A 20149-nucleotide genomic window follows, 5' to 3' on the forward strand; every position below is an offset into this window, starting at 1 on the left:
AGTCCCTATAAGTGAGCCCTGACAATTAAGCCCCGATAAGTGAGCCCCCGACAATTAAGTCCCGACTATTGAGTCTCGACAATCAGGAGAGTCGAAATGAGTGAAGTAACGCAGCATGCCATCAGCCGTTTTCCGGTGCCTGAGCTGGCCGATATGCCGGAGGATATCCGTGATCGCATTCTGGCGGTGCAGGAAAAGGCCGGTTTTGTGCCCAATGTGTTTCTGGTGCTGGCGCATCGGCCGGAGGAGTTTCGCGCCTTCTTTGCCTACCATGATGCCTTGATGGAAAAACCGGGCAACCTGAGCATTGCCGAGCGTGAGATGATCGTGGTAGCCACCAGCAACCTCAACCAGTGTCAGTACTGCGTGGTGGCCCACGGTGCCATCCTGCGCATCCGAGCCAAGAACCCGCTGATCGCCGACCAGGTGGCGGTCAACTATCGCAAGGCTGATATCACCCCGCGCCAGAAGGCGATGCTCGATTTTGCTGTCAAGGTGTCGATGCAGGCCTATGCGGTGGGAGACGAGGATATGGCGCTGCTGCAGGAGCATGGCTTTGATGAGGAGGATATCTGGGATATCGCGGCCATTGCTGCCTTCTTCGGCCTCTCCAACCGCATGGCGAACGTGACCAGCATGCGACCGAATGACGAGTTCTACAGTCTTGGTCGTCAGCCGCGCTGAGTCAGCCGATCAGGGGTGCCCCTTGTCGTTCATGGCTGCAGCCGCAGGAAAAACCCTTCCGCAAAAATCTCCAGCGGCTGTGCTGATGCTTCCAACTTGGCCCTGAGCACGGCGCCCTCCCAGCCGATCCAGAACCAGGCCGCCAGTCGGTCGCAGTCCAGTTCGGTGCTGATATCACCGGCGACCTGAGCTTCGCGCAGGCAACGTACGGTGCGCGCCTGCCAGTCTTCGAACACCCCTTTCAGCTGCTGACGGAAGGACTCCGGCAGCAGACTCATCTCCTGCCCCAGATTGCCCACCAGACAGCCACGGCGAAAGGCGTAGCGACTCATCCCCTGTGCGGCATCATCAATAAAATTCTGCAGTCGTTGCAGCGGCGGATAGTCGGCGTTGAGCAGAAAACGATCCAGCTTGCGGGCGAAATAGTCGGCATAGGCCTCGATCAGCACCAGGCCGAAGGCTTCCTTGCTCTTGAAGTAGTGATAGAAGGAGCCCTTGGGCACATTGACCGAGCGCAGAATCTGATCAATGCCCACGGAGGAGTAGCCCTTCTCGGTCAGCAGTGCCAGCCCGGCCTGAATCAGCTCGCGGCGGGTTTCCGTGTAGGGGCGGGCGAGGTCCTTGGGCGGACGGCCACGGCGGCGTGTGGGTTTATCGGTGAGAGGTGGGCTATCGCTGGGCATAATCACTCGCGTTTACAGTTGTGAGCGGATTATCGGCAGTAATAGACCGGGTGTCTAGTTTTGGCTGACAGTGCAATTGAGTCCTGCACGGTCAGTCTCCCCTGAATGTCGTGGGTACTATAAAAACACAATTCCAGCCGATTAACCTTCAAGGGTGGCAGCGGCGGCAAATGAGCTTCCAGCAACGCCAGTTGATTGTGGATATCTTTCAGTAGCCAGGCCTGTTGATAAAAGCCCAGGGTAATGTGAGGCCGGTACGCCGGTGCCGGGGAGTCTTCGGGCGAGATCTGCGCCAGCGTCTGACGGATTTGGCTGAGATGGTTATCCACAGCCGCAATGCCCAGCCAGGGGGCCGTAGTGAAGGTGGATAACCCGGTCGCCTCCAATTGCAGAGCAGGCATCTGAAGCGAATGCAGTGCCTGAGCCTGTTGCCGTGCCTGCTGCGGGTGAAAGTGCCGCTGGTCCACCAGCCCGCAGGCAAACAGAGTGATATGCGGCTGGCGTGCATAATCGGAGTGCAGCAGCGGCGCAAGCTGTCGCTGCAGATCGGCGATCCGCTGCAGCCAGAGAGGGCAGTCCACCGGCAGGGCCCAGACGGCATAGTGGCGGATGCCGCCATGCCATTCCGGGAAGTCACGCAGCTCGGTGGCCAGGGTGTGGGTGTCCGTGCCGCTCATTTGGCAAAACGCTCGGTGCCAACAACGCCTGCTTTCCGGTCAGAGGTCACCGACACTGGCCCGAATTGAACGCTCAATGCCCGAACCTATCCGCATCCAGCATCTCCGGATCGTCACGACCGAGCCGTTTCAGGCTCGCTTCGCAGGCGTCTTTGGCGCCCTCAAAGCCGTGCCTCTCGCGGTTGAACTTGGTGGTCACGAACACCTGATCACGCGGTACAGAAGCCTTGCGAATACCCTCACCCACACCGCGCTCATTGTCATAGTTCTCGGCGGTGTCGATCAGGCGGTAGCCCAGTTCCAGTGCAGTGGTGACGGCACTGGCGGCTTCGGCATCGTTCATCGGCCAGGTGCCCAGCCCAAGCTGGGGCATCTCAACGCCATTGGCCAGCGTCAGGGTCGGGGAGGGGTTTACACTCATCAGCAACTCTCCAGTGTCGTTCGTGTCGTTCAGGGGTGTTTTGAGGCCGATGTTACTACGCCGGTGGTTGCCGGCACTATCTGTAGCGCCGCACGATATTTGCGGCTCTGCTGCACGATAAATTGATTTTGGATTTTTGCGCTAGGCGTCAGGCCAGTTGCACGAATTTACACCTCAATCCGCTTCCCCTACACTCGATATAGCGCTGTGTACGCATAACGGTAATGCGGTCACTCCGGCCTGGCACCGGTAGGATTGATGCAGGTTCGACTCCTGCCACGGCGCACCTTCTGAACAGGCTATCCAGCCACCTCACCTTCCAGTGTCTCACCAGGCAGATACAGCTTGTAGGTCCGCCCATGCTTTACTCGGTGGATATCACCAAGTTCATGTGCGTAATACAGCACATACCGGATGTGCTCAGTGCTGTAGCCATCGATATCTTTGGTCAGCTGGCTTTGAAGTACCCCAGGCTGATGATTGACGGCAGGGCGAATAATTGAAAGAAGCTCGTAATAAAGGGGGTCTTGAACCGCAAACTCTTTCACCAGCTGTTTAAACTCTTGGCGCTGTCGGTCAGTCACACCTTTATTCACCATGCTATAAGCAATTTTCTGCAGCCACCTACGTGCCTTCTCATAATCACCTCTTGCCCACGCTCGCTCGATATCGTCAGCGGTTCCCACCTCAACACTGCTTCGCGCTTTAGGCGCTGAAGGGGCCACATCTTCCTGTGGTGTTTGGGCTTTGTAGGGCTTAGATCGTCGCTTGTGCTTTTTAGGCTGAGCAGTGGTGTACCAGCCGATAAAGGCAGCAGTTGCAACAATAATTATTCCGAAAAGCCCAAACTCGCCTATAAGGTAGAAGGCGATAAAAAGAACGAGGATCGCACCCGCGTTTTTCATGGAAAGCTCCCTGATATCTTGTGGGCAATAGCTCACATGTCCATATTTAAGTGCTGCCAGATCAGCGCAGACCAATGAGGGCTGCCATGGGCTCAAAGAACGTGCCTGTGGAGCTCCATAAGACCACTGAGCCTGCAAACGACAGAGAGACGATGGCGTCCACTATACGAACCAAGCGCCTCTGGTGTTTCAAGCGGACTTCGATCTTGCCATAGATATCACTGAACCGATTGGCAATTGCCTTGTGTTCATGCGTAATCTTATTCCACTGGTGCTCCACCTCGTCATCAATGGCATCCAGGGTGTTCATCTGGTTTCTGATAAGCAGATCCATGAAGATAGTGAAGGCCAGCATGCCCGCCATGATAAAGAGGTTTTTGGTTGATAATGTGCTGCTCAGCTCCATCTGACTTCCAACCAGAACCAAGGCAAGCGGCACGGCCAGTAGCTGGTTTTGAATGTCAGAAAACACCTTGTTCAGCTTGAAGATGAATTCCAGCTTCTCCTTTTCGACCTCGTGACGGACCTTCTTGAACGAGAACTCAGAGACATACAGCTCATACCCTTGGGTGACCTTCTGAACGAACAGGTCAAACTGTTCCAGGAGGTCAGTCAGCCGATATGTGGAGCTGTTGTGTTTCGTTTCCAGCACTTCAATCAGCGCCGTTTTGATAATCGTATGCTTCTGCTCATGGTGCTGTTTGGAGTCGATGAAGTGCTGTTTAAAGTCAGGCAAGCCTTCGAGCCGTTTCAGGATGTCGGCGTCATAATCCAGCGCCAGGGTGACTTTGCGATCCTTCAGGTAGACCAAGTTCAACTGACCGTCTGATGCGACATATTCATGCTCGGCCAAGCCTCTCAGCACTGTAATCAGATCGAGCGTGTCAAGGTAGCCCGCAATAGAGTCAGGAGCAGCAGTGGCAGCCTCAGTATCTCGCTCGTGATAGTAATCCAGAGAGGCGATATAAAAGCGCCGTGGACACTCCAGTGAGTGCGCGTTGATGAGCCCTGCCAGGTCAACCGCAAAAAACGCACTCGACTTACGCGGCATTCTGACATCAAGCTGGCGAGTTTGAGGGTTGCTGCTCTCTAACAGTTCCAAGCGGTCAAGATCAGCCACAACTGCCCCGAAATCTTTTCCCTCCGGCAGCTGGCCATAGAAGCACCTGTCATCGACGGTACAGCCCTGCAGCTCACGGTAAAGCTCTGCGGTTAGCCTTAAACTCTCATTCGGAATCATCGTCTGCCAGAGCCTGTTCAATTTGCTCTACAAGGGCCGGACTGGCGCTCTGTATGATCAAGTTAGAGCCATCCAGGCAAATGCGCCTCTGCACCAGGTCGTCAACATCAAAACCGACTCGGATATTACCACTGGCCTTGCCTGTAATACGCTGCAACTTCTTATAGGTGCCGGGGTGTGGGGCAAACTCATCATTGAGCTGGTAACCATTGTCCCGGACAAAGCTGCGGAACTCATCCGGCGCTCGGTCATTGATGATGCCCGATAATGCTTCCAGGTTGATCTCCTCGTGGTTTCGCGTTTTCTCCTGACAGTATTCAAAAGTCTTCTGCCGGGCCTCCCGTGCCTTATCCCTGGGCCATGCGTATTCCGGCGAACGTGACCGGTCATTCCGGGCATCGTGACCGATTTGCACACGGCCATCACGCTGGAGTCGGTTTTGTACTCTGAGCGGTCACGATGGGTCAACCGATTCCGTCTTTTGTGTTTTCGCTTTTCGCAGTGATTCCCCCTTCAGATTAAGCCGGTGAGCGCCGTGCAGGAGCCGGTCCAAGATGGCGTCGGCGAGCGTGGCGGAACCGATATAGTCGTGCCAGTGTTCCGTGGGTAGCTGACTGGCGATGAGCGTTGAGCCTCTCCCATGTCGGTCTTCGATCACCTCCATCAGATCTTGCCGTTGTTGCGCTGTCACCTTCTGCATCCCCCAGTCATCCAGGATCAGCAGGTCGGTTTTTAGCAACTGGTTCATCAGTCGGGCATAGCTGCCATCGCCATGGGCGATGCGCAGCTGTTCGAACAGGCGCGGTACCCGTAGGTAGCGAACTGAGAGGCCTTGCCGGCAGGCCTGATTGCCCAGGGCACACGCCAGCCAGGTCTTACCGCACCCGGTGGGACCGGTAATGCACAGGTTCAGGGATTGGCGGATCCAGTCACAGCTGGCCAGTCCGGCCATGCGAGAACGCTCCAGCCCTCTCGGGTGGTGGTAGTCGATGTCTTCAATACAGGCCGGCACACGCAGACGGGCGGCCTTGAGCAGCCGCTCCAATCGCCGGTTTTCACGGTGCAGCACTTCGCGATCTACCAGCAGGGCCAAGCGCTCCTCGAACGCCAGGTCGTGGGTGTCGGGCTGAGCCCGCTGTTGTTCCAAGGCATCGCACATGCCTGTCAGCTTGAGCTGTCGCAGGGTATCGAGGGTGTTTTGAGTCAACATCAGTTTCTCCGGGATCAGTGGTAGTAGCGGGGGCCGCGAACGTTGGTGTGTAAGGGCAGATCGGCCAGCTCCGGATCTTCCTCGGTCAGGGGAAGAGGCAGTTGATCCAGCCCCTGCTTCAGGATTGAGCTGATGCTCTGATAGCTGGCCGAGTTGATGGCCAGTGCTCGGCTACAAGCCTGCTCCAGGCGGTCACGGCTGTAGCGGCGACTGAGGTTCAGCAGACCCAGGCATGCTCGGTAACCATGCTCTGGATGAGGGCGATCCTTAAGCTGTCGCTGTACCACGTCGAGTGTGGCCGGCCCGATGTCCGTGGCCCAGTTCAGGAACCGCCCGGGAGACCAGTTCTGATGGGCCTGGTGGGACTTGGGCATGTGCTCGGTCAGGGTCACGAAGCGGCTTTTGCCATGCCGTGGGTGCAGAGCCACCCGCTGGCCTTTGTGCATGACCTCAACGGACGTATCGGTCACCCGAACATCCAGCTTCACCCCCACCAGGGCGTGAGGCACGCTGTACAGGCGTTTGTCGATCTCGATGTGGTAGTCGATACCCGGTCGTGCCTTGCGCCACTCAGCATAGACATAGGGCGTGGCAGGCAGTGGCCTGAGTGCGGGTCGGTCCAGTGCCTCGAACAGACTCTGGCGGCTCTCGGAGCGCCCCTGGAACGGGCGCTGGTTCAGTGCTGGTAGCAGGTCTGCAATCGCCGAGTTCAGTTCGGCCAGTGAGAAGAACGTCCGGTGTCGTAACCGGGCCAGGATCCAGCGTTCAACCAGCAGCACAGCGGCTTCGGCCTTCGCCTTGTCCTTGGGCTTGTAGGGACGTGCCGGCAGTACCGCCGTCTGGTAATGGGCCGCCAGTTCCGCGTAGGTCTCGTTGATCTGAGGCGTGTATCGGTCCGCCTTGGTGACTGCTGCCTTGAGGTTGTCCGGAACCAGCAGTTCCGGCACGCCACCGTAGAACGCCAGCATCCGCTGGTGGGAGGCGATCCAGTCCGGTAGAGACTGGCTCCACGTGGCCTCGGCGAAGGTGTAGCTGGAGGCGCCCAGCACAGCGACAAAGACCTGAGCCTTGCGCATCTCACCAGTGCTGCGATCCACCACCGGAACCGTGGGGCCGCAGTAGTCGATAAAGATCTTCTCACCGGCCCGGTGGACCTGGCGCATGCTGCGCCGCTGACGGCCTTGCCAGAGCCGGTAGTGATGGCAGAACTGGCTGTACCGGCGGGCCTTGTCGCCGTGACGTTCCACGTACTCAGCCCAGAGCAGTTGCAGGGTGACGCCTTTGGTCTTCAGCTCCTGATGGACCTGAAAGTAGTCGGGCTCGGCAAAGCGTGCAGGCGGCGTCTTGGCCGGGAACAGCTGGGCTTCCAGCCGAGCTTCGTCCGTGCCTTCTGGCAACGGCCAGGTGATGCCCTGAGCGGTGGCCAGGCTGACGTATTTACCGACTACGCCCTTGGAGAGGCCACAGGCGCGGGCAATGCGCTCATGGCTCAGGCCCGCTTCGTACTTGAGGCGCAAGACCTCGATGATTTGTCGCATGGAAATCCTCGCTGCCGGCATCCGCCCTTCCTCGTGATGAAAAAGGAAGGGGTATGCCGGATAAAGTTGAAGAATTCCAGCGTGTTGGAAGGGATTCCGGAGGAACGTGACCGATGATTCCGGCATCGTGACCGGCGATTCCGGAAAACTACCCGAAATCGGTCACGATAAAACGGAATGAGCGGTCACGATCATCCGGAACAGGCGGTCACGTTCAAACGGAATGGGCGGTCACGATGGGCCGGAATATGCAGGCCAAGCCTCATCCCCATTCTCAGGATCCATTTTGGTGTTGGTATAGGCTTGTAGTGCTTCAAGCAGCAACACGGTGTTCTGTTTGGAGTCGGTATAATCCGTACAGCCTAAAGCCTCGCGGAAGTACTTTGTTACATCCTCCTTGCCAGATCGCTTCTTGACGAACGACAGGTACGGGTGCTCATTTCCCTGCCACTTGGCAATATCAATTCTGGCGGCTTCATGAAGGTGATCGACATCCAGCGACAGGAGTCGCAATAGCTCTTTGGTGTCCTGATCAACCCCAGTGCTTTCTCTCATCTTCAGCATGCCAATCAAGAGCCAGTCGCGGTCCATATTGGAGTAGCGCACCAGCAGCACATAACCTCCCGTCGCGAAAAGCTGCCCGCTCATTTTGGAAGCTATCAAGTCAAGCGCAATACTCGATAGTTGTATGAAGTCAGCCTGGCCCTGATAGTAGCTCTGCAGCTGTGCAGAGAAGGGGTATAAAACCTGATTGGCATCAAAGGTGCCATAGCCATTCGAGACACGATTGTAAATCCCCAGCACCTCGGTAACCAGCTGGCTCAACGTGGCTTCGACTGGCAATAGATCTTCTCGGAGGTCTATTTGAACCGTCTCTGAACCGCTCTCTTTGTCAATGCGGTGGATGATGGCTTCGGTGATTTCCATAGCACGTCCTTGGTCAAAAAGTTCCATTACTTTTCGAATTTGACCTGCTATGGGTGGCTGGGTCAATCCCTACCGGTGGAGAGATTGACACCCATGGTTTTCAGGACAGCAAAACAGCTTCAGCAAGACACTGGAGCTTGGTCTGGTGGAAGCTATCGACGTCATGGCCGAACAGGCTGATGACTTTGTGATCTTCTGGTGTCAGCGCTGACAGCTGGGCCCAAGTGGTTCCACGCTCGGCACAGTAGCGCTCACGCTTCTCCAGGTATGAACCAGCCGGGATATAGAGCGCGTTGCAGGCGGCAACCTCTTGGGATGACAGGGCAGCAACTGAAGGCTTGTAGAAGGTGTGCCGTGCGGTCGGCATCAAAGCTTCTGGACGGGTAAGGTTGGCGCTCAGGGCTCCGATCGCTGTCACGCCATCCAGGCCAGGGCGGTTGACCAATGCTGCGCTATGGAGGGACGTAGGTTGGCCGGTGATCTTGTCATAGGGAAAGACCGCGGACAGAAAACGGTATTCGCCATTGCTGAGATGTTCGAGGGCACGTGGCGTCCAACGCGCCTTGATCCACAGGCCGGAACCTTCGCGCCACTCCACGTCCTTGAACCAGCCTGCTGCCGGTGCTGGCTGGCCATTTTGCTCCGCCAGCAACGTCTGGTGCTCGTAGTCAATGACCAACTCGTTCTGCGCGGCTTTCACCTTGGCAATGAGGCCTTGGGCAATATTGCCATCCAGATACCATTTGCGTGTTGGCGTGTCGAAGGGGCGGCCATCGACGGCATTGAAGAAGCCTGCCGGTAGCAGCCGGTGCCAGCCGTTCTGGATATGGGCAGTCTCCATAGTGACGACGGTCAGGCCTGAGTCTTTGTGTTCGGGGTTGCTACGCAGGGCAACCATTATGTCGGTGAGAGTCGATTGGGTCATGGCAGGTGGTCCGTAGGGAGCGGACCTGCTCAGCAAGTCCGCTTATTTGATTCAAGCAGGCAGCTGGCCAATCAGCTCGGTCAGCATCTGGTCACGCAACAGCTTGCTACGCTCGTGGTCCAGCAGGCGGCCATACTTCTCATTGATCGGATCGCCCATGACCTTGTTGCCCCAACCATCCTTCTCACCGTCAGTAGCTGCGACCAGCTTTTCCAATAGCTCGAATTCGGCAGCGGGGATCTCAAACTGTGCCATCAGTTCAGCACGCTTCAGCACCCAAACCTCGCGCGCCGCACTGGAAACGACTGACTCCATACGGTTTTTTTGTACCGGAAATTCCTTGGCGCGGCGCTCAAGGTTCTCTTTCAGTTGGGACTGGCTACTAACTGCCTGTTCAGCTAGTGCCAGGGTCTGCCGGGCAGCCTGAATCTCTTCGGCGGTAACCGCGTTTTTCAAGGCATGAGCCGCTATGCTCGCCTGTGACTGAGCGGCCAACAAATCGGCTTTTGCACGAGGAATAAGGTTCATTTCCATATTTCGGTGTTCAGCCATAGCCGCATCCAAAGTGGCTTTGGCATCCACATAGATGCGGGTTGCGTTCAGGATATTCATACCAGTCTCCTCAGACGCCCAGAATGACTTTTTCGGCCAGGCCGGTGAGTTTGTGTTTTTGGTACTCATCGGCGGGTTTTGCCAGTGCGTTCATGACATGAATATCTTCGCTACTGGTTTGCGAAAGAGCTTCCACAGTGCTGCCCTGCTTGGCGGCATACTCTTCACGTTTTTTTACATATTGGGCTTCGGTTAAGCCGTATTTAAAAGCAACTTGACGCTCTTCAGGGGTTACTTGATTACTCATGGCGGTCTCTCCTTACGCCACCGGATACGGTGGTCATTGAATCGGTTTGTGATTGGGTGGCTGATCAGTCTTTATTCAGGTCACCTCCTTTTCACGTGCTTTCGCCTCATCCGCCAAGCGATATACATGCTGGATGGAGATGCCAAAGTGGCGTGCCGTGTTTCGCGCTGTACTCGTCTTCAAGTGCTCACCTACCAACAACCCCACCAGGCGCGCTCTCAAATTGTTGCAGGAGGCAATGTAAACGCCGCCTCCGCACCCTGCAGTTGATGAAAGGCCACGTACCATGGCCTTTTTAATGATCCAGCGCTCACGCTCAGATTCGACGATTCCACACAGGGATTGCTCGATGAAGTCCAAAAATTCAGCCGTATGGCAGCGCCACTTGAACACAGCGTTCGAGCCCTCTTGGCAGAGCTGTTGATTCTCCAGGATCGGCGCGATTTCACGGCTGCGAATGTGCATTTGAGCAGCCGCCTGCCGGGCGGCTTCAGGTGAGCTCTGCCACAGGTCATAGACCCGCTTTTCATTCACGAATTTGGCGGTGCTTGCGATACGCCCCACGCTGTAGTGCGCTGGGCCAAACTCTTGCGCCAGGCAAAAGCTTATTGGTCGTACCAGGCGTGCAGACTCCGGGCGTTCTTTGAGTTCCCATTCCGCCACATCGACGACTTGTGCCATAAAGACAGACCACAGCGAGTTGTCCTGTAAAACGCTCACTGCGGGTTCGTGTATAAGGTCAGCAACGGTGAAAGTGATCACGCCGGTCTCCTGTGTTTAACTAACCCATGTTTTACAGGGTCAGCAGGGCGAGACGAGTTATGGTGATTTCTGGTGTATGGAAGCAGGCTGAAAGGATGGCGTATCCTGTTGGTTGATCACCACCAAGATCACAACCAACAGAGGATGGATACGCCATGTCCAAGTCTAACCTGCATGCTCTTTCACAACCAGAGGCGACCACGAACGATCCCTTGCACGATCTGATCCGACAGGGTGCCCGTGACCTGATTGCGCGGGCTGTCGAGTCTGAGCTTCAGGGGCTACTGGATCAGTATGCCGATGTATTGACACCCGATGGTCGCAAGGCGGTAGTCCGAAACGGTCATTTACCCAAGCGCAGCCAATTTATGTTGATGTGGAGACTCTTAGCTTACTAGTCTCTCGCTAGTGCCCACAGGCCGCGATATGAGCAACGTAAGACGCCTTCCTTTTGTGGATTGTTCTGTGGAGAATGGACTTTTGATGCCAAGTCGGAGGGATCTGGATGACGGAAAGAAAATCCTACAACTTGGGTGATCTCGTGTCCCAGTGTGACCCAGACGCCCCGATTCCAGACACGCTTCGAGAGTGGGAACGGATGGTGCCGATTGGATTGGAACTGGTCATCACGCGGCACTCAGTCGACGTTGTTCATCAGTCGATACGAATCTTGGAATCTCGGGAACAAGCACTGGAGTGGATCCAGCGCCCGATTCCAGGGCTTGAAGATGAAAGACCTTGCGACCTGCTGGGTACCCCTGACGGTTGTTGCCGGATAGCGTCGGTGCTTCAAAAAATTGAGCATGGTGATTTCAGTTGAGCCTACCCTAGGATTTATGTCTACTCAAAACACGAATATGCGAAATGATAGAGCTCTGTGCAGGAAATCTTGTCAAATATCCCGTCGTAATGTTCGATTTGCGACCACTGGGTGAGCATAAGATCTTTTTTATCGCCTCTTGCGGCGAGCGGGCTTTGTCCTCAATCTTGGTAGGTAGTCCCAACGAGAGTTTTAGTATTCATGTTTAGTACAGGTACTAATATAGAAAATGAGCATTCACGCACTCACTCACTCGATTGGGATAGTTTTTATAGTTATAGTGCTGCAGGGCGCGCAAGGGCCCGATGAATGGCTGCCTCCCACCGGCCAGTGTGGTTATGTAAGTCGCTTTGTTCGTACCGCCAAAAAGTATGCGCTGTCATTCACCACCTTCGAATCTCGCTGGGTGCAGGATTTTCTTAATCGATGTAGATGAATGCCAGTTCATCAGTTAGCACACCTCACTTGTTAGCGCCTCAAGCTTCTTCAGCTGGACTTCATCAATAGGATATTTGCGCGAATGGTATTTATTGAGGCTCCTGATTGAGTACAGGATGCCGGGCAAGTCTATGGATGCCGAATCGAGTTCAGCTTTTAATCTTGAGCTCGAGGTATTGAGCAGGAGGGACTGCAAAATAGCGACAGTTTCCATCACGTCACCACTTGCGCTGGAAATAACGTCAGCGGTGGTGGGGCTATCATCGACTCTAAAGATCTGAACACCCGTTGATGAATGTTCGTGTGTAGAGGACGGTTCCCAAATGACTCTCCTGACCACCAAGTGTTGGGCAATTACGAGCCATTTATCGTGATTTAACGTGCTATCGATTTCTCGCATTTCGCTATTTGCGGAAGTTAAGGTTTGAAACAGCTTTGCAAGAGACCTAGCTTCAGGCGAATTTATATCAGAACTGTCGGCTGCAAGTTGATCAAAGATTGCCAGACCAATGTTGAAGAGCAAAAGTAATAAGCGTCCGGCTTCAGAGCGAGATCTGTATTCGCCTTCGCCTACGTCTGGGTCGCCAAATTCAACAATTTCTCGCAAAGTGAAGGCTTTTTCCCAAAGATCGATCCACGCCTCGAGCGGGGAAGCAGATTTGGTAATTGGGAAGGCCAGTAAGCTGGCGGCAATGCCCGGGATATCCGTATTTGTGCTGGAAATGTAGCTGGCATGGTTGCGCAATAGGTTTCCTTTTTCCCCGGGCCAGTCGTCGTGTGAAAGATTCCATTCATCCGCGAAGCTTTGCCAGCCGGGGACTTCAATATGTCCGTTATGGGCAAAAGAAGCCAGTGCGCAACGATAGCACCAAGCCTCCCATAGAGGCGTACCATCAGGAGTTTTTTGCGGCAGTGGGCGATCATGCAGTTTAGTGCTAATTGCCTCTAACAGGGCGTCATCAGCAAATGCAGTGGACGTCACATCCGAGATGTCTTTAGTGGTCTGACCTAAGATTTGCCGCATGAGCCAAGGTGCCCAGCGGGAGAACAATCCTGAGGCATCCCGCCTTTTGTCAAGGATGCTGGTGATGAGGTCCGCAATATTGGCTATATCTAGCTTGATCTCTTCAATCTCACTAGCCTTGGCATCTTGGCTGGAGAGAGGGCAAGTATGTAATAGTTGGTCGCGAGCCTCAACGAGAAGCAACGGAATTAGGACAGAGCCATTCCACTTGCCATCATCCTCAAAGGCAGTAGGCGCCGAGGCAACAATTCGCTTCCATTCTGAAAACCGTGGAGAGAATGCGCCTATTCCTGCCACGAATAGCAGTGCACTGACCAAATAAGGGTTGGATGATTTTGATATCGTGCGAATGTACTCGTCTGGCTCCAACTTGTAGAATACTTGGAATAGCGAAAGCTCTTCCTTGTAATTCATGAAACCGTGCCAGCCGCGCAAGCCCCACCAGAGTTCTTCAAGTTTGTCTGTTCGTTCGTTCCAACTAGCCCAGGCACCAACTCGCTCGTCGTTAATGCGGTCCGACATAGATGGTAGTGAGAAGTTGTCTAGCGCAGAAAAAACGTCGTTGGCCAGCTTGGCATAAGCACGCGATGACGAAGGAAATACTTTGGTATATGCCATCATCGCTTCACTTAACCAATGCTCAAGCTGAAACGAGTGGTATGTGAATTCCCTGACCTTCGCCCAGGTTGTCAACGTCGGAGCCTGAGCAAGCGACGCAGCACAAGCGACCGTCATCCACATGGTATGGCTGTCCTGAATTGTCGTTGCAAACTGATCGTCAACTGAGACTGAATGTTTTTCCAATTCGGAGAGATCGCCACCCTGCGCCACTATCCAGCTCACAACGTCATTAAAAGCCTCGGGCAGGACGTCAGGGACTAGATCCAGTAGGTCGAGGAAATCTTGTGCCGTCTTAAACGCTGGATCAGTATAGTCTTCCTGATTCTCAGCATGCTTCTCTTTGGGCCATTGCTGGTTCATTTACCTGCTCCCGCCTTCCAGATTTCTTCAAAGAATTTTATGGCGCCGTGATCGGCTGCTCTCCAGCCTCGACTGGCAGCACTGACTCTGGAGTGAAATCCGCCCACTGTTGCACCAAAATGCCAGAGTTCGTCATCAATAATAGCGAACCGGTCGTGAATAAAGTCGCAATCTCGCGTGAGGTGCGTTCTAACTTCGATACTGCATTCCTTCTTTCGCCTTGTCGCATAATTATTGATTTCCTGGGCATGTTGTTGGAATCTTTCCAGGTCATCTTCGGTGATTTCTTGATGATGTTTAGTCAGCAGTCGGACATCGCTCGCAGCAAACGATAGCGGTAACCACTCAAGAATTTTTTCGATCCGTCTTACGGGATCTCCCCCGTCGGGCATCAAAAGATATTCGTCCACAATCCAGACCCTTTCTTGAGCAGTTGCCACTGCTTTGCCAAATTTTTGCAATGGAACGGGATCGGTAGAATATCTTCGCTCATAGGCATCAGTGGGTGTCGGGAAGTAAGGTTGTCCACCCTGCTGGCTACCCCAGATAATTTCTTTGGCGGGAAATGGGCGTTCTGCTTTGGGGGCAATTGGGATATCTGGGCCAAACCCTTTCATGATTTCGCATCCTTCGACTTGGCCCGCTGCTTCTTATATTCATCAAATGGTATTGCGTGGTTTAGCATGTCCTTAAGTTGGTCAATCACCTCGTTCGGATTGGGAAGTTTGACTATCAAGGATGCCTTGTCGCCTAAGGTGTTCAGGGAATTGCCAAGAAACCAGACGTCATCATCTATTACCAAAAAGCGATCATGTAGGATGGACGATGGAAGCACATATGTCTCGGCTGTAACACCTGCCTTGTCATTCAGCTGGCCGAGCTGAAAGCTGAAATCATCGGCCTTTGAGGGGATCTGCTCCTTCGATTTGAATGCGAGTCTTGAGGTTAGCAAAGTTACAGAGGTTGTTGCCGGATTGACGGCATACAGATATTGCCCCAATTGCAATCCAGCAAGGTAGGGATCCGCAATGATCACTCTGGAGCTAGCCCTCCTAAGCTCGCTTTGAACAAAGCGCATAGCCTCTTCGCGAGAGCCGTCTGGAAACCAACGTTGGCCGTATTGCTTGGCACTTGCAAGTTTTTTGCGGCTTGAGGCTGCAATAGAGACACGGTAGTTGGCGTCTTGTATGCGAGGCGGATCACCGACTAAGCGGGGGGACGAGGGTTGCGACGGTTGTGCCGCTTGGTATTCCATGCTTGGGGAATCGGCTGCTTCGCCAATTGGAACACGTACCTTTTTGCCTCTAGATGTGGGATTTACATTGATGCCTACTTGGCGCAGAAATGGAGCCGGGGGGCTATAGGCCAACACCCCATGCTGTTCATGAGTCACTACATAGCCATATGTTCCTATACAGTCACCCTTGTCGATATCCAGTATGCCGTTTGGTGGGATATCCCGAGTATTAAAGTCTGTAAGAAGATGTGTTTGTTCATCGAAAGTGGTGAGTTGCAGACCAGAAAGAGACTGCCCTGCACGAGGGACGAAACGATAAAAAATTCTCTCGCCCTCATTCTCAGAAGCTGGAATCATGAAGCAATCAACCTGTTTAAGCACAGGGTCTGAAGCTATCAAGACAGCGCTTCCCAAGTATTCCCTATAAAGTCGTAGGTCAATATGTAATCGTCTTGCGACAAAGGCCACGGCTTTATGGTCAGCAAGCATTGAGTCGAAGCCATCCTGGCTGCCAAAACGGCGGTGGACGCGGGCAGGTGTATTGCCAATGAAGGGTGCGGGATGACTGCGTCCGGAAGGGTGTGCAAAAAAACCTTCGCCTATCGGCAAGCCGAGGGAAGGCCAGGCTGGATTATCAATAAGCTTCGAAACATCGATCTTAATCCCGTCGTATTTGCTAATACGATCTTCTGGTTGGAGGGGAATCGGGGTTCTATCGTCGCTAGTGCCGAGAGCTCGATACCAGTCAATGGCTTCTTGGACGCCCAACAGCACACGACGAAAAAAAACAGTCTCGCCGGTACCATTAAGAGAGTGTTGGTCTATCCCTTTCCCCTTCATAGGGGGAGGCAGTGGTCTTCCACATGGTAAAAGAGATACAGACGCAAAGAGCAGACGCCCGGGTTGATCTCGCTGCGATTGAAGAGTAGCTAGCCGGATTACGGCACCTGTATAGAGATCTGTGTTTATCACTGGATGCTCCTTTCAAATTAACACTGCTTCGCGCAATTTATGGGCTCTGACGGAGCGTAGGGTAAACAAGTAACGATATGCTAGTGGCGTCTGACGAAACCGAGAGAAGATAAATTGCCAAGTGATTTTCCCAGATTTGTCCATATCTAAAAGGGAGTTAAGTCAAAATTGAGATTATCGGTTAGCTTGCATTACAACCAGTCGCCCCCCACGTTCATCACCTGACTGGCACCCAGCGTCATCAACCAGGGCCAGTGCCAGCGGGTGTGACCAAACACCGTCAGGCTCTCGTAATCGGTCACCAGTGATATTGCAACGTCCGGGTCACCACGGTGCGCTCGTTTTTCATCCGTAGGCCCTTGGTGAAGTAGTGACAAGTCTGGCTGCCAGGCGGCCACCTTCTCAACCGCCGCCAAGAAGTCCGCTTCGGTGCGCTGCTGATTTTGGTGGGGGTTACCAACAACGCCGGAGACGCCGCCCACGGCCACTGGCCCCTCGGCCCTGGAGATCCGAAGTAAAGGCCAACGCCTCTATGGTGTCCGGCAGACCGGTGGCGTAGGCTCGGTAAAACGGCAGCTGATTACGGCGTACTTTACCCTTTGTCGGACCGCTAGTGCGGTGCGGCAATAAATAGAACGGTTGGTCCTCAACCCGGGTGATGCGCAGCATGACCAATTCCCTACCGATCCAGATTAGAAGCTGTCCTCTTACCAGTAGCCGGATCAAGGATTCATTGCTAGCATGACAAGTGCAGGTAGCCTTCATAAAGTGTCCAATTGTATGCCTAGATACTACATATTGTAGTTACGGTTAAGCCCCATGAAACTCGTCACCCACCAGACCATTGCTCCCAGTCCCGTTGGTATCGACTGGATCTGTGGCGATGTGCATGGCCACCTGTTACTGCTCCAGGAGCAACTGAAGCAGGCGGGGTTCCGTTATGGCATGGATCGATTGTTCCTGCTGGGTGATCTGGTCGATCGGGGCCCCGACTCCGAGGCGACGCTGAACTGGGCACTTTCAACCGAAGGGGTCTTCAGCGTCCTGGGCAACCATGAATTGATGTTTTTGGCTCGTTCCGAGCACGAGGCATATCGGGTAAAACATCGTTTGATCGGGGGCGCCTGGGCGGACGATTTGTCCTTTGCTGCCTACCGGCGGTTGGCTGAACGCTGCGCTCGGGAATTTCCGCTGTCGATGACAGTTCCCTGCGGTCAACACACAGTCGGGCTAGTTCACGCTCAAAGCCCTTTTGATGATTGGCGCCAACTTCAGGATGCAGTCTATTCGGAGAAACTCGCCATCAATTGCACTTGGCCCTGGGATCGAGCGCAGGGGCCAGAACAGATCATTGGGGGCGTCTCCGCTGTGGTTTCCGGTCACATCGGTACCTCGACGATTGTGACTCACGGCAATCAGATCTGGATCGATACTTTTGAGGCCACTGGCGAGTTTACCTTGGCACCCATAGAAGAGATTTTCACACGATCATCGTCCAAATTTGGACGATTTGAGGTGACCACACCATGAACAAACCATTGAAGGAACAAGAGCTCCTGAAAAACCTGAATGCCCATACTGCACATGCCGACGAGCTGGCAACGCCACTACCCGAGGAACTGGAGCCACTGGAACGGCTGAAAGGTTCGGTGAAGCATTACGAGAGGCCGTTTGATGGATGCTGGGAAACCGACTCAGAGTACTCGGGGGCAACGGAGCCCACTCTTGGCGATGCATCGCGGGCGGAGTCGGGAGAAAACCACCGTGACGAATGAGTCGCCGGTTCTTGTGGTCGATCTGGAAGCAACCTGCTGGGCCGATCGCATGCGATCCGATGGCGAGCCGCAGAGTCTCAAAAACATGGAAATCATAGAGTTCGGCTGTGCTCTGGCCAACCGGCAGGGGGAGCTGTTGGACATTCGATCGTTTCTAGTCCAGCCCACCTGGAACCGGATACTCAGCGATTTCTGTACCTCGTTGACTAGCATCACCCAACCGATGGTGGATCAGGCACCCCGCTTCCCCGAGGCTGTGCAGGCCCTGGATGCGTGGCTGGGCTCACCGCCTGACGATTTTATCTGGTGCAGCTGGGGTAACTACGACCGTCTACACGTGTTGGCCGACAGTGAAAAACACGGACGCACACCGGCGTTTATGACGTACCCGCACCTGAACCTTAAGCGCGTCTGGCGCCGGACAACGGGGCAGAAACGCAAAAATGGACTAGCCCATGCACTGGCCTATCACGAACTGAACTTTGTGGGGCATCATCACCGGGGCGTGGACGATGCCCGAAACATGGTGCGCTTGCTGCCCTTCATGGACTGGGCCCTGGAGCCGGAATTAAGAACATGAGACTCGTCTGCCTATCGGACACTCACAGCCTGCATTGGCAAATCCCGAATATCCCAGATGGCGATGTCCTCATACATGCCGGTGACAGTTTAGGTCAAGGCACGCTGGAAAATGTTGCGGATCTGAACGATTGGTTCGGCACTCTGCCTCATCGCCATAAAATCGTAATTGCCGGCAATCATGACTGGGCGTTTCAGGAAACCTCGCAAGCAGCCAGAGCAATGCTGACTGCAGCTATTTATCTGGAAGATAGTGGCGTTGAAATTGAAGGGTTCCGATTCTGGGGCTCGCCCTGGACACCCACGTTCATGGACTGGGCGTTCATGCTGGATCGGGGAGAGCCGCTGTTTCAGAAATGGGAGGCAATCCCCGACAATGCCAACGTTTTGGTTACGCATGGGCCGCCCAAAGGCATAGGCGATTTGGCGACGCTCGGATTTCGATGTCAGAACGTAGGTTGCAGCCACCTGCTCAACCGGATCCATGAACTTTCCCTGAAGGCCCACATATTCGGCCACATACACGAAGGCTACGGGGAATATCGGCTTGCCGACACTCAGCTAATCAATGCCAGCACCTGTACTGAGCGGTATGAACCCATCAATCCACCGATTGTTCTGGATCTTTGAGTCCACAGGGGGCGAACTATGACTGCCGAGGAATTGATCGAAAGGCTGAAAACCCTGCCACCGGAAACACCGGTTTTGGTTGAGGGCTACGAGACGGGGTTTGATGACATCGTAGAGATTCGTCAACGGCAAGCAGTGCGATATCGGCAGGCTCAGGAGTGGGATGGCGAGTATCAGTCTGCAGACAAATTCTCTGGTGAGCAAAAAATCGTATCAGCAGCGGTGATTTATGGGCGTCGAGGGGCTTTTCGACCATGAGCAAACATCAAAAGCCAAAGCGTCACCAGCTCCAGGACCTGATTGATCAGTGTGATCCGGATGCACCTATTCCTGAGACTGTTCACGACTGGGATTCTAGTCCGGAGGTCGGGTTGGAGCAGCTGGTCATGGACAACATCGTGGCTATCGAGCAGGCGGTCATCCAGTTCGGACGACGGGTAACCAAGCACTACACCGTCAAACAATTAATCCTGTTTGGAAGCCGTGCCAGAGGTGATTACCACAAAGAGAGCGATGCTGATGTTGCGGTGATTCTGGAAGATCCAGTCGGCGATTTTGTAGAAACAAAGCTGGCGATAGCCGGTATCGCTTTCGACAATCTCGTGGATACGGGCGTTCTGGTTCAGGCGTTGCCGATCTGGGAAAGCCAGTGGGCTGATCCTGCCACTTACGATAATCCTGCGTTGCTTATCAACATTGCGACAGAGGGGAAGATAATTACCCTCTAATCGGAATATAGCGTGCCACGCTATTTAGGCTGCCTCCTTCGATACGTTATTTCAGTTTCCTCAGTCCCCAGTGTCCTTGATGATGCGGTTGACCTATGTCAAAGGAAAGGTGGATCCGATTTATGAGTGTTATG

General features: G+C 54.2%; 25 protein-coding genes, 1 tRNA gene and 1 pseudogene. 10 read left to right on the top strand and 17 right to left on the bottom strand.

From position 1 onward, the window contains the following. The first annotated feature begins 96 nt into the window (after positions 1-96). A complete protein-coding gene (locus tag OZ656_RS02615) occupies positions 97-684 on the top strand; it encodes a peroxidase-related enzyme (protein WP_217334786.1) in 588 nt (195 codons plus the stop codon). A gap of 29 nt (positions 685-713) precedes the next feature. Here the strand turns inward: OZ656_RS02615 and OZ656_RS02620 are convergent, their stop codons facing one another. From OZ656_RS02620 to OZ656_RS02630, 3 genes are all read right to left on the bottom strand, one after another. After that, on the bottom strand, positions 714-1367 hold the full coding sequence (locus tag OZ656_RS02620) for a TetR/AcrR family transcriptional regulator (RefSeq protein WP_278350201.1): 654 nt from the start codon (positions 1365-1367) through the stop codon (positions 714-716). A gap of 29 nt (positions 1368-1396) precedes the next feature. Then, entirely contained in the window at positions 1397-2044 is a 648-nt protein-coding gene (locus tag OZ656_RS02625; RefSeq protein WP_278350202.1) for a 2'-5' RNA ligase family protein, read from the bottom strand. 73 nt (positions 2045-2117) lie between these two features. Then, positions 2118-2465, bottom strand: coding sequence for an aldo/keto reductase (locus tag OZ656_RS02630; RefSeq protein WP_278350203.1), 348 nt, complete (start codon positions 2463-2465; stop codon positions 2118-2120). Between the two features lie 202 nt (positions 2466-2667). Between OZ656_RS02630 and OZ656_RS02635 the strand changes: the two genes are divergently transcribed. Next, positions 2668-2751 (top strand) — tRNA-OTHER (locus OZ656_RS02635). A gap of 13 nt (positions 2752-2764) precedes the next feature. Here the strand turns inward: OZ656_RS02635 and OZ656_RS02640 are convergent. From OZ656_RS02640 to OZ656_RS02685, 10 genes are all read right to left on the bottom strand, one after another. Beyond that, positions 2765-3370, bottom strand: a complete 606-nt coding sequence (locus tag OZ656_RS02640; protein ID WP_278350204.1) for a hypothetical protein — start codon at positions 3368-3370, stop codon at positions 2765-2767. Between the two features lie 61 nt (positions 3371-3431). Then, the gene (locus tag OZ656_RS02645) at positions 3432-4610 is read right to left on the bottom strand and encodes a hypothetical protein (protein ID WP_278350205.1); all 1179 of its coding nucleotides are present in this window, start codon (positions 4608-4610) and stop codon (positions 3432-3434) included. Beyond that, positions 4597-5025, bottom strand: a complete 429-nt coding sequence (locus OZ656_RS02650) for a nucleoid-associated protein (protein WP_379944914.1) — start codon at positions 5023-5025, stop codon at positions 4597-4599. Before OZ656_RS02650 ends, OZ656_RS02645 begins: the two co-directional genes overlap by 14 nt. 39 nt (positions 5026-5064) lie before the next feature. Further along, on the bottom strand, positions 5065-5820 hold the full coding sequence (istB, locus tag OZ656_RS02655; protein WP_011784510.1) for an IS21-like element helper ATPase IstB: 756 nt from the start codon (positions 5818-5820) through the stop codon (positions 5065-5067). 14 nt (positions 5821-5834) lie between these two features. Beyond that, entirely contained in the window at positions 5835-7379 is a 1545-nt protein-coding gene (gene istA / locus OZ656_RS02660) for an IS21 family transposase (protein ID WP_011784509.1), read from the bottom strand. A 210-nt stretch (positions 7380-7589) separates the two neighbouring features. Further along, complete coding sequence (locus OZ656_RS02665; protein WP_379944915.1) at positions 7590-8285, bottom strand: nucleoid-associated protein; 696 nt, start codon at positions 8283-8285, stop codon at positions 7590-7592. 100 nt (positions 8286-8385) lie between these two features. Beyond that, entirely contained in the window at positions 8386-9210 is an 825-nt protein-coding gene (locus OZ656_RS02670) for a phage protease (protein ID WP_278350207.1), read from the bottom strand. Between the two features lie 51 nt (positions 9211-9261). After that, entirely contained in the window at positions 9262-9822 is a 561-nt protein-coding gene (locus OZ656_RS02675; protein ID WP_278350208.1) for a hypothetical protein, read from the bottom strand. Between the two features lie 10 nt (positions 9823-9832). Then, on the bottom strand, positions 9833-10069 hold the full coding sequence (locus OZ656_RS02680; protein WP_278350209.1) for a hypothetical protein: 237 nt from the start codon (positions 10067-10069) through the stop codon (positions 9833-9835). Between the two features lie 75 nt (positions 10070-10144). Then, entirely contained in the window at positions 10145-10831 is a 687-nt protein-coding gene (locus tag OZ656_RS02685) for a hypothetical protein (protein WP_278350210.1), read from the bottom strand. 155 nt (positions 10832-10986) lie between these two features. On the opposite strand from OZ656_RS02685, the pseudogene OZ656_RS02690 reads away from it, so the two are divergent. Continuing rightward, a pseudogene (locus OZ656_RS02690) lies at positions 10987-11193 on the top strand (IS256 family transposase); the annotation flags it as partial. A 143-nt stretch (positions 11194-11336) separates the two neighbouring features. Next, entirely contained in the window at positions 11337-11651 is a 315-nt protein-coding gene (locus OZ656_RS02695; RefSeq protein ID WP_092033719.1) for an antitoxin Xre/MbcA/ParS toxin-binding domain-containing protein, read from the top strand. Between the two features lie 451 nt (positions 11652-12102). Here the strand turns inward: OZ656_RS02695 and OZ656_RS02700 are convergent, their stop codons facing one another. The 4 genes from OZ656_RS02700 to OZ656_RS02715 all read right to left on the bottom strand — a co-directional run bounded on the left by OZ656_RS02700 (position 12103) and on the right by OZ656_RS02715 (position 16785). Then, entirely contained in the window at positions 12103-14094 is a 1992-nt protein-coding gene (locus OZ656_RS02700) for a hypothetical protein (RefSeq protein ID WP_278350211.1), read from the bottom strand. Then, a complete protein-coding gene (locus OZ656_RS02705) occupies positions 14091-14711 on the bottom strand; it encodes a hypothetical protein (protein WP_278350212.1) in 621 nt (206 codons plus the stop codon). Before OZ656_RS02705 ends, OZ656_RS02700 begins: the two co-directional genes overlap by 4 nt. Then, entirely contained in the window at positions 14708-16171 is a 1464-nt protein-coding gene (locus tag OZ656_RS02710; RefSeq protein ID WP_379944916.1) for a VPA1262 family N-terminal domain-containing protein, read from the bottom strand. The genes OZ656_RS02705 and OZ656_RS02710 overlap by 4 nt, the downstream gene beginning before the upstream one ends. A 323-nt stretch (positions 16172-16494) precedes the next feature. Continuing rightward, positions 16495-16785: a hypothetical protein gene (locus OZ656_RS02715; protein ID WP_379944917.1), complete on the bottom strand. Its 291-nt coding sequence runs from the start codon at positions 16783-16785 to the stop codon at positions 16495-16497. 337 nt (positions 16786-17122) lie between these two features. On the opposite strand from OZ656_RS02715, the gene OZ656_RS02720 reads away from it, so the two are divergent. From OZ656_RS02720 to OZ656_RS02745, 6 genes are read left to right on the top strand one after another with little or no spacing between them, the layout of a single operon-like run. Next, positions 17123-17833 carry a metallophosphoesterase gene (locus OZ656_RS02720; protein WP_379944918.1) on the top strand — a complete coding sequence of 237 codons (711 nt, stop codon included), beginning with the start codon at positions 17123-17125 and terminating at the stop codon, positions 17831-17833. Next, positions 17830-18078 (top strand): hypothetical protein, encoded by a 249-nt coding sequence (locus tag OZ656_RS02725; RefSeq protein WP_379944919.1) that lies wholly within the window; start codon positions 17830-17832, stop codon positions 18076-18078. Before OZ656_RS02720 ends, OZ656_RS02725 begins: the two co-directional genes overlap by 4 nt. Further along, on the top strand, positions 18068-18658 hold the full coding sequence (locus OZ656_RS02730) for an exonuclease domain-containing protein (RefSeq protein WP_379944920.1): 591 nt from the start codon (positions 18068-18070) through the stop codon (positions 18656-18658). Before OZ656_RS02725 ends, OZ656_RS02730 begins: the two co-directional genes overlap by 11 nt. Beyond that, the gene (locus OZ656_RS02735) at positions 18655-19287 is read left to right on the top strand and encodes a metallophosphatase domain-containing protein (RefSeq protein ID WP_379944921.1); all 633 of its coding nucleotides are present in this window, start codon (positions 18655-18657) and stop codon (positions 19285-19287) included. Before OZ656_RS02730 ends, OZ656_RS02735 begins: the two co-directional genes overlap by 4 nt. Positions 19288-19305: 18 nt before the next feature. After that, positions 19306-19545, top strand: coding sequence for a hypothetical protein (locus OZ656_RS02740; RefSeq protein WP_379944922.1), 240 nt, complete (start codon positions 19306-19308; stop codon positions 19543-19545). Beyond that, positions 19542-20015 carry a nucleotidyltransferase family protein gene (locus OZ656_RS02745; protein WP_379944923.1) on the top strand — a complete coding sequence of 158 codons (474 nt, stop codon included), beginning with the start codon at positions 19542-19544 and terminating at the stop codon, positions 20013-20015. Before OZ656_RS02740 ends, OZ656_RS02745 begins: the two co-directional genes overlap by 4 nt. Positions 20016-20149 lie beyond the last annotated feature (134 nt).

It is taken from the genome of Marinobacter sp. LM1 (assembly GCF_042763285.1).
Lineage (GTDB): Bacteria > Pseudomonadota > Gammaproteobacteria > Pseudomonadales > Oleiphilaceae > Marinobacter > Marinobacter nauticus.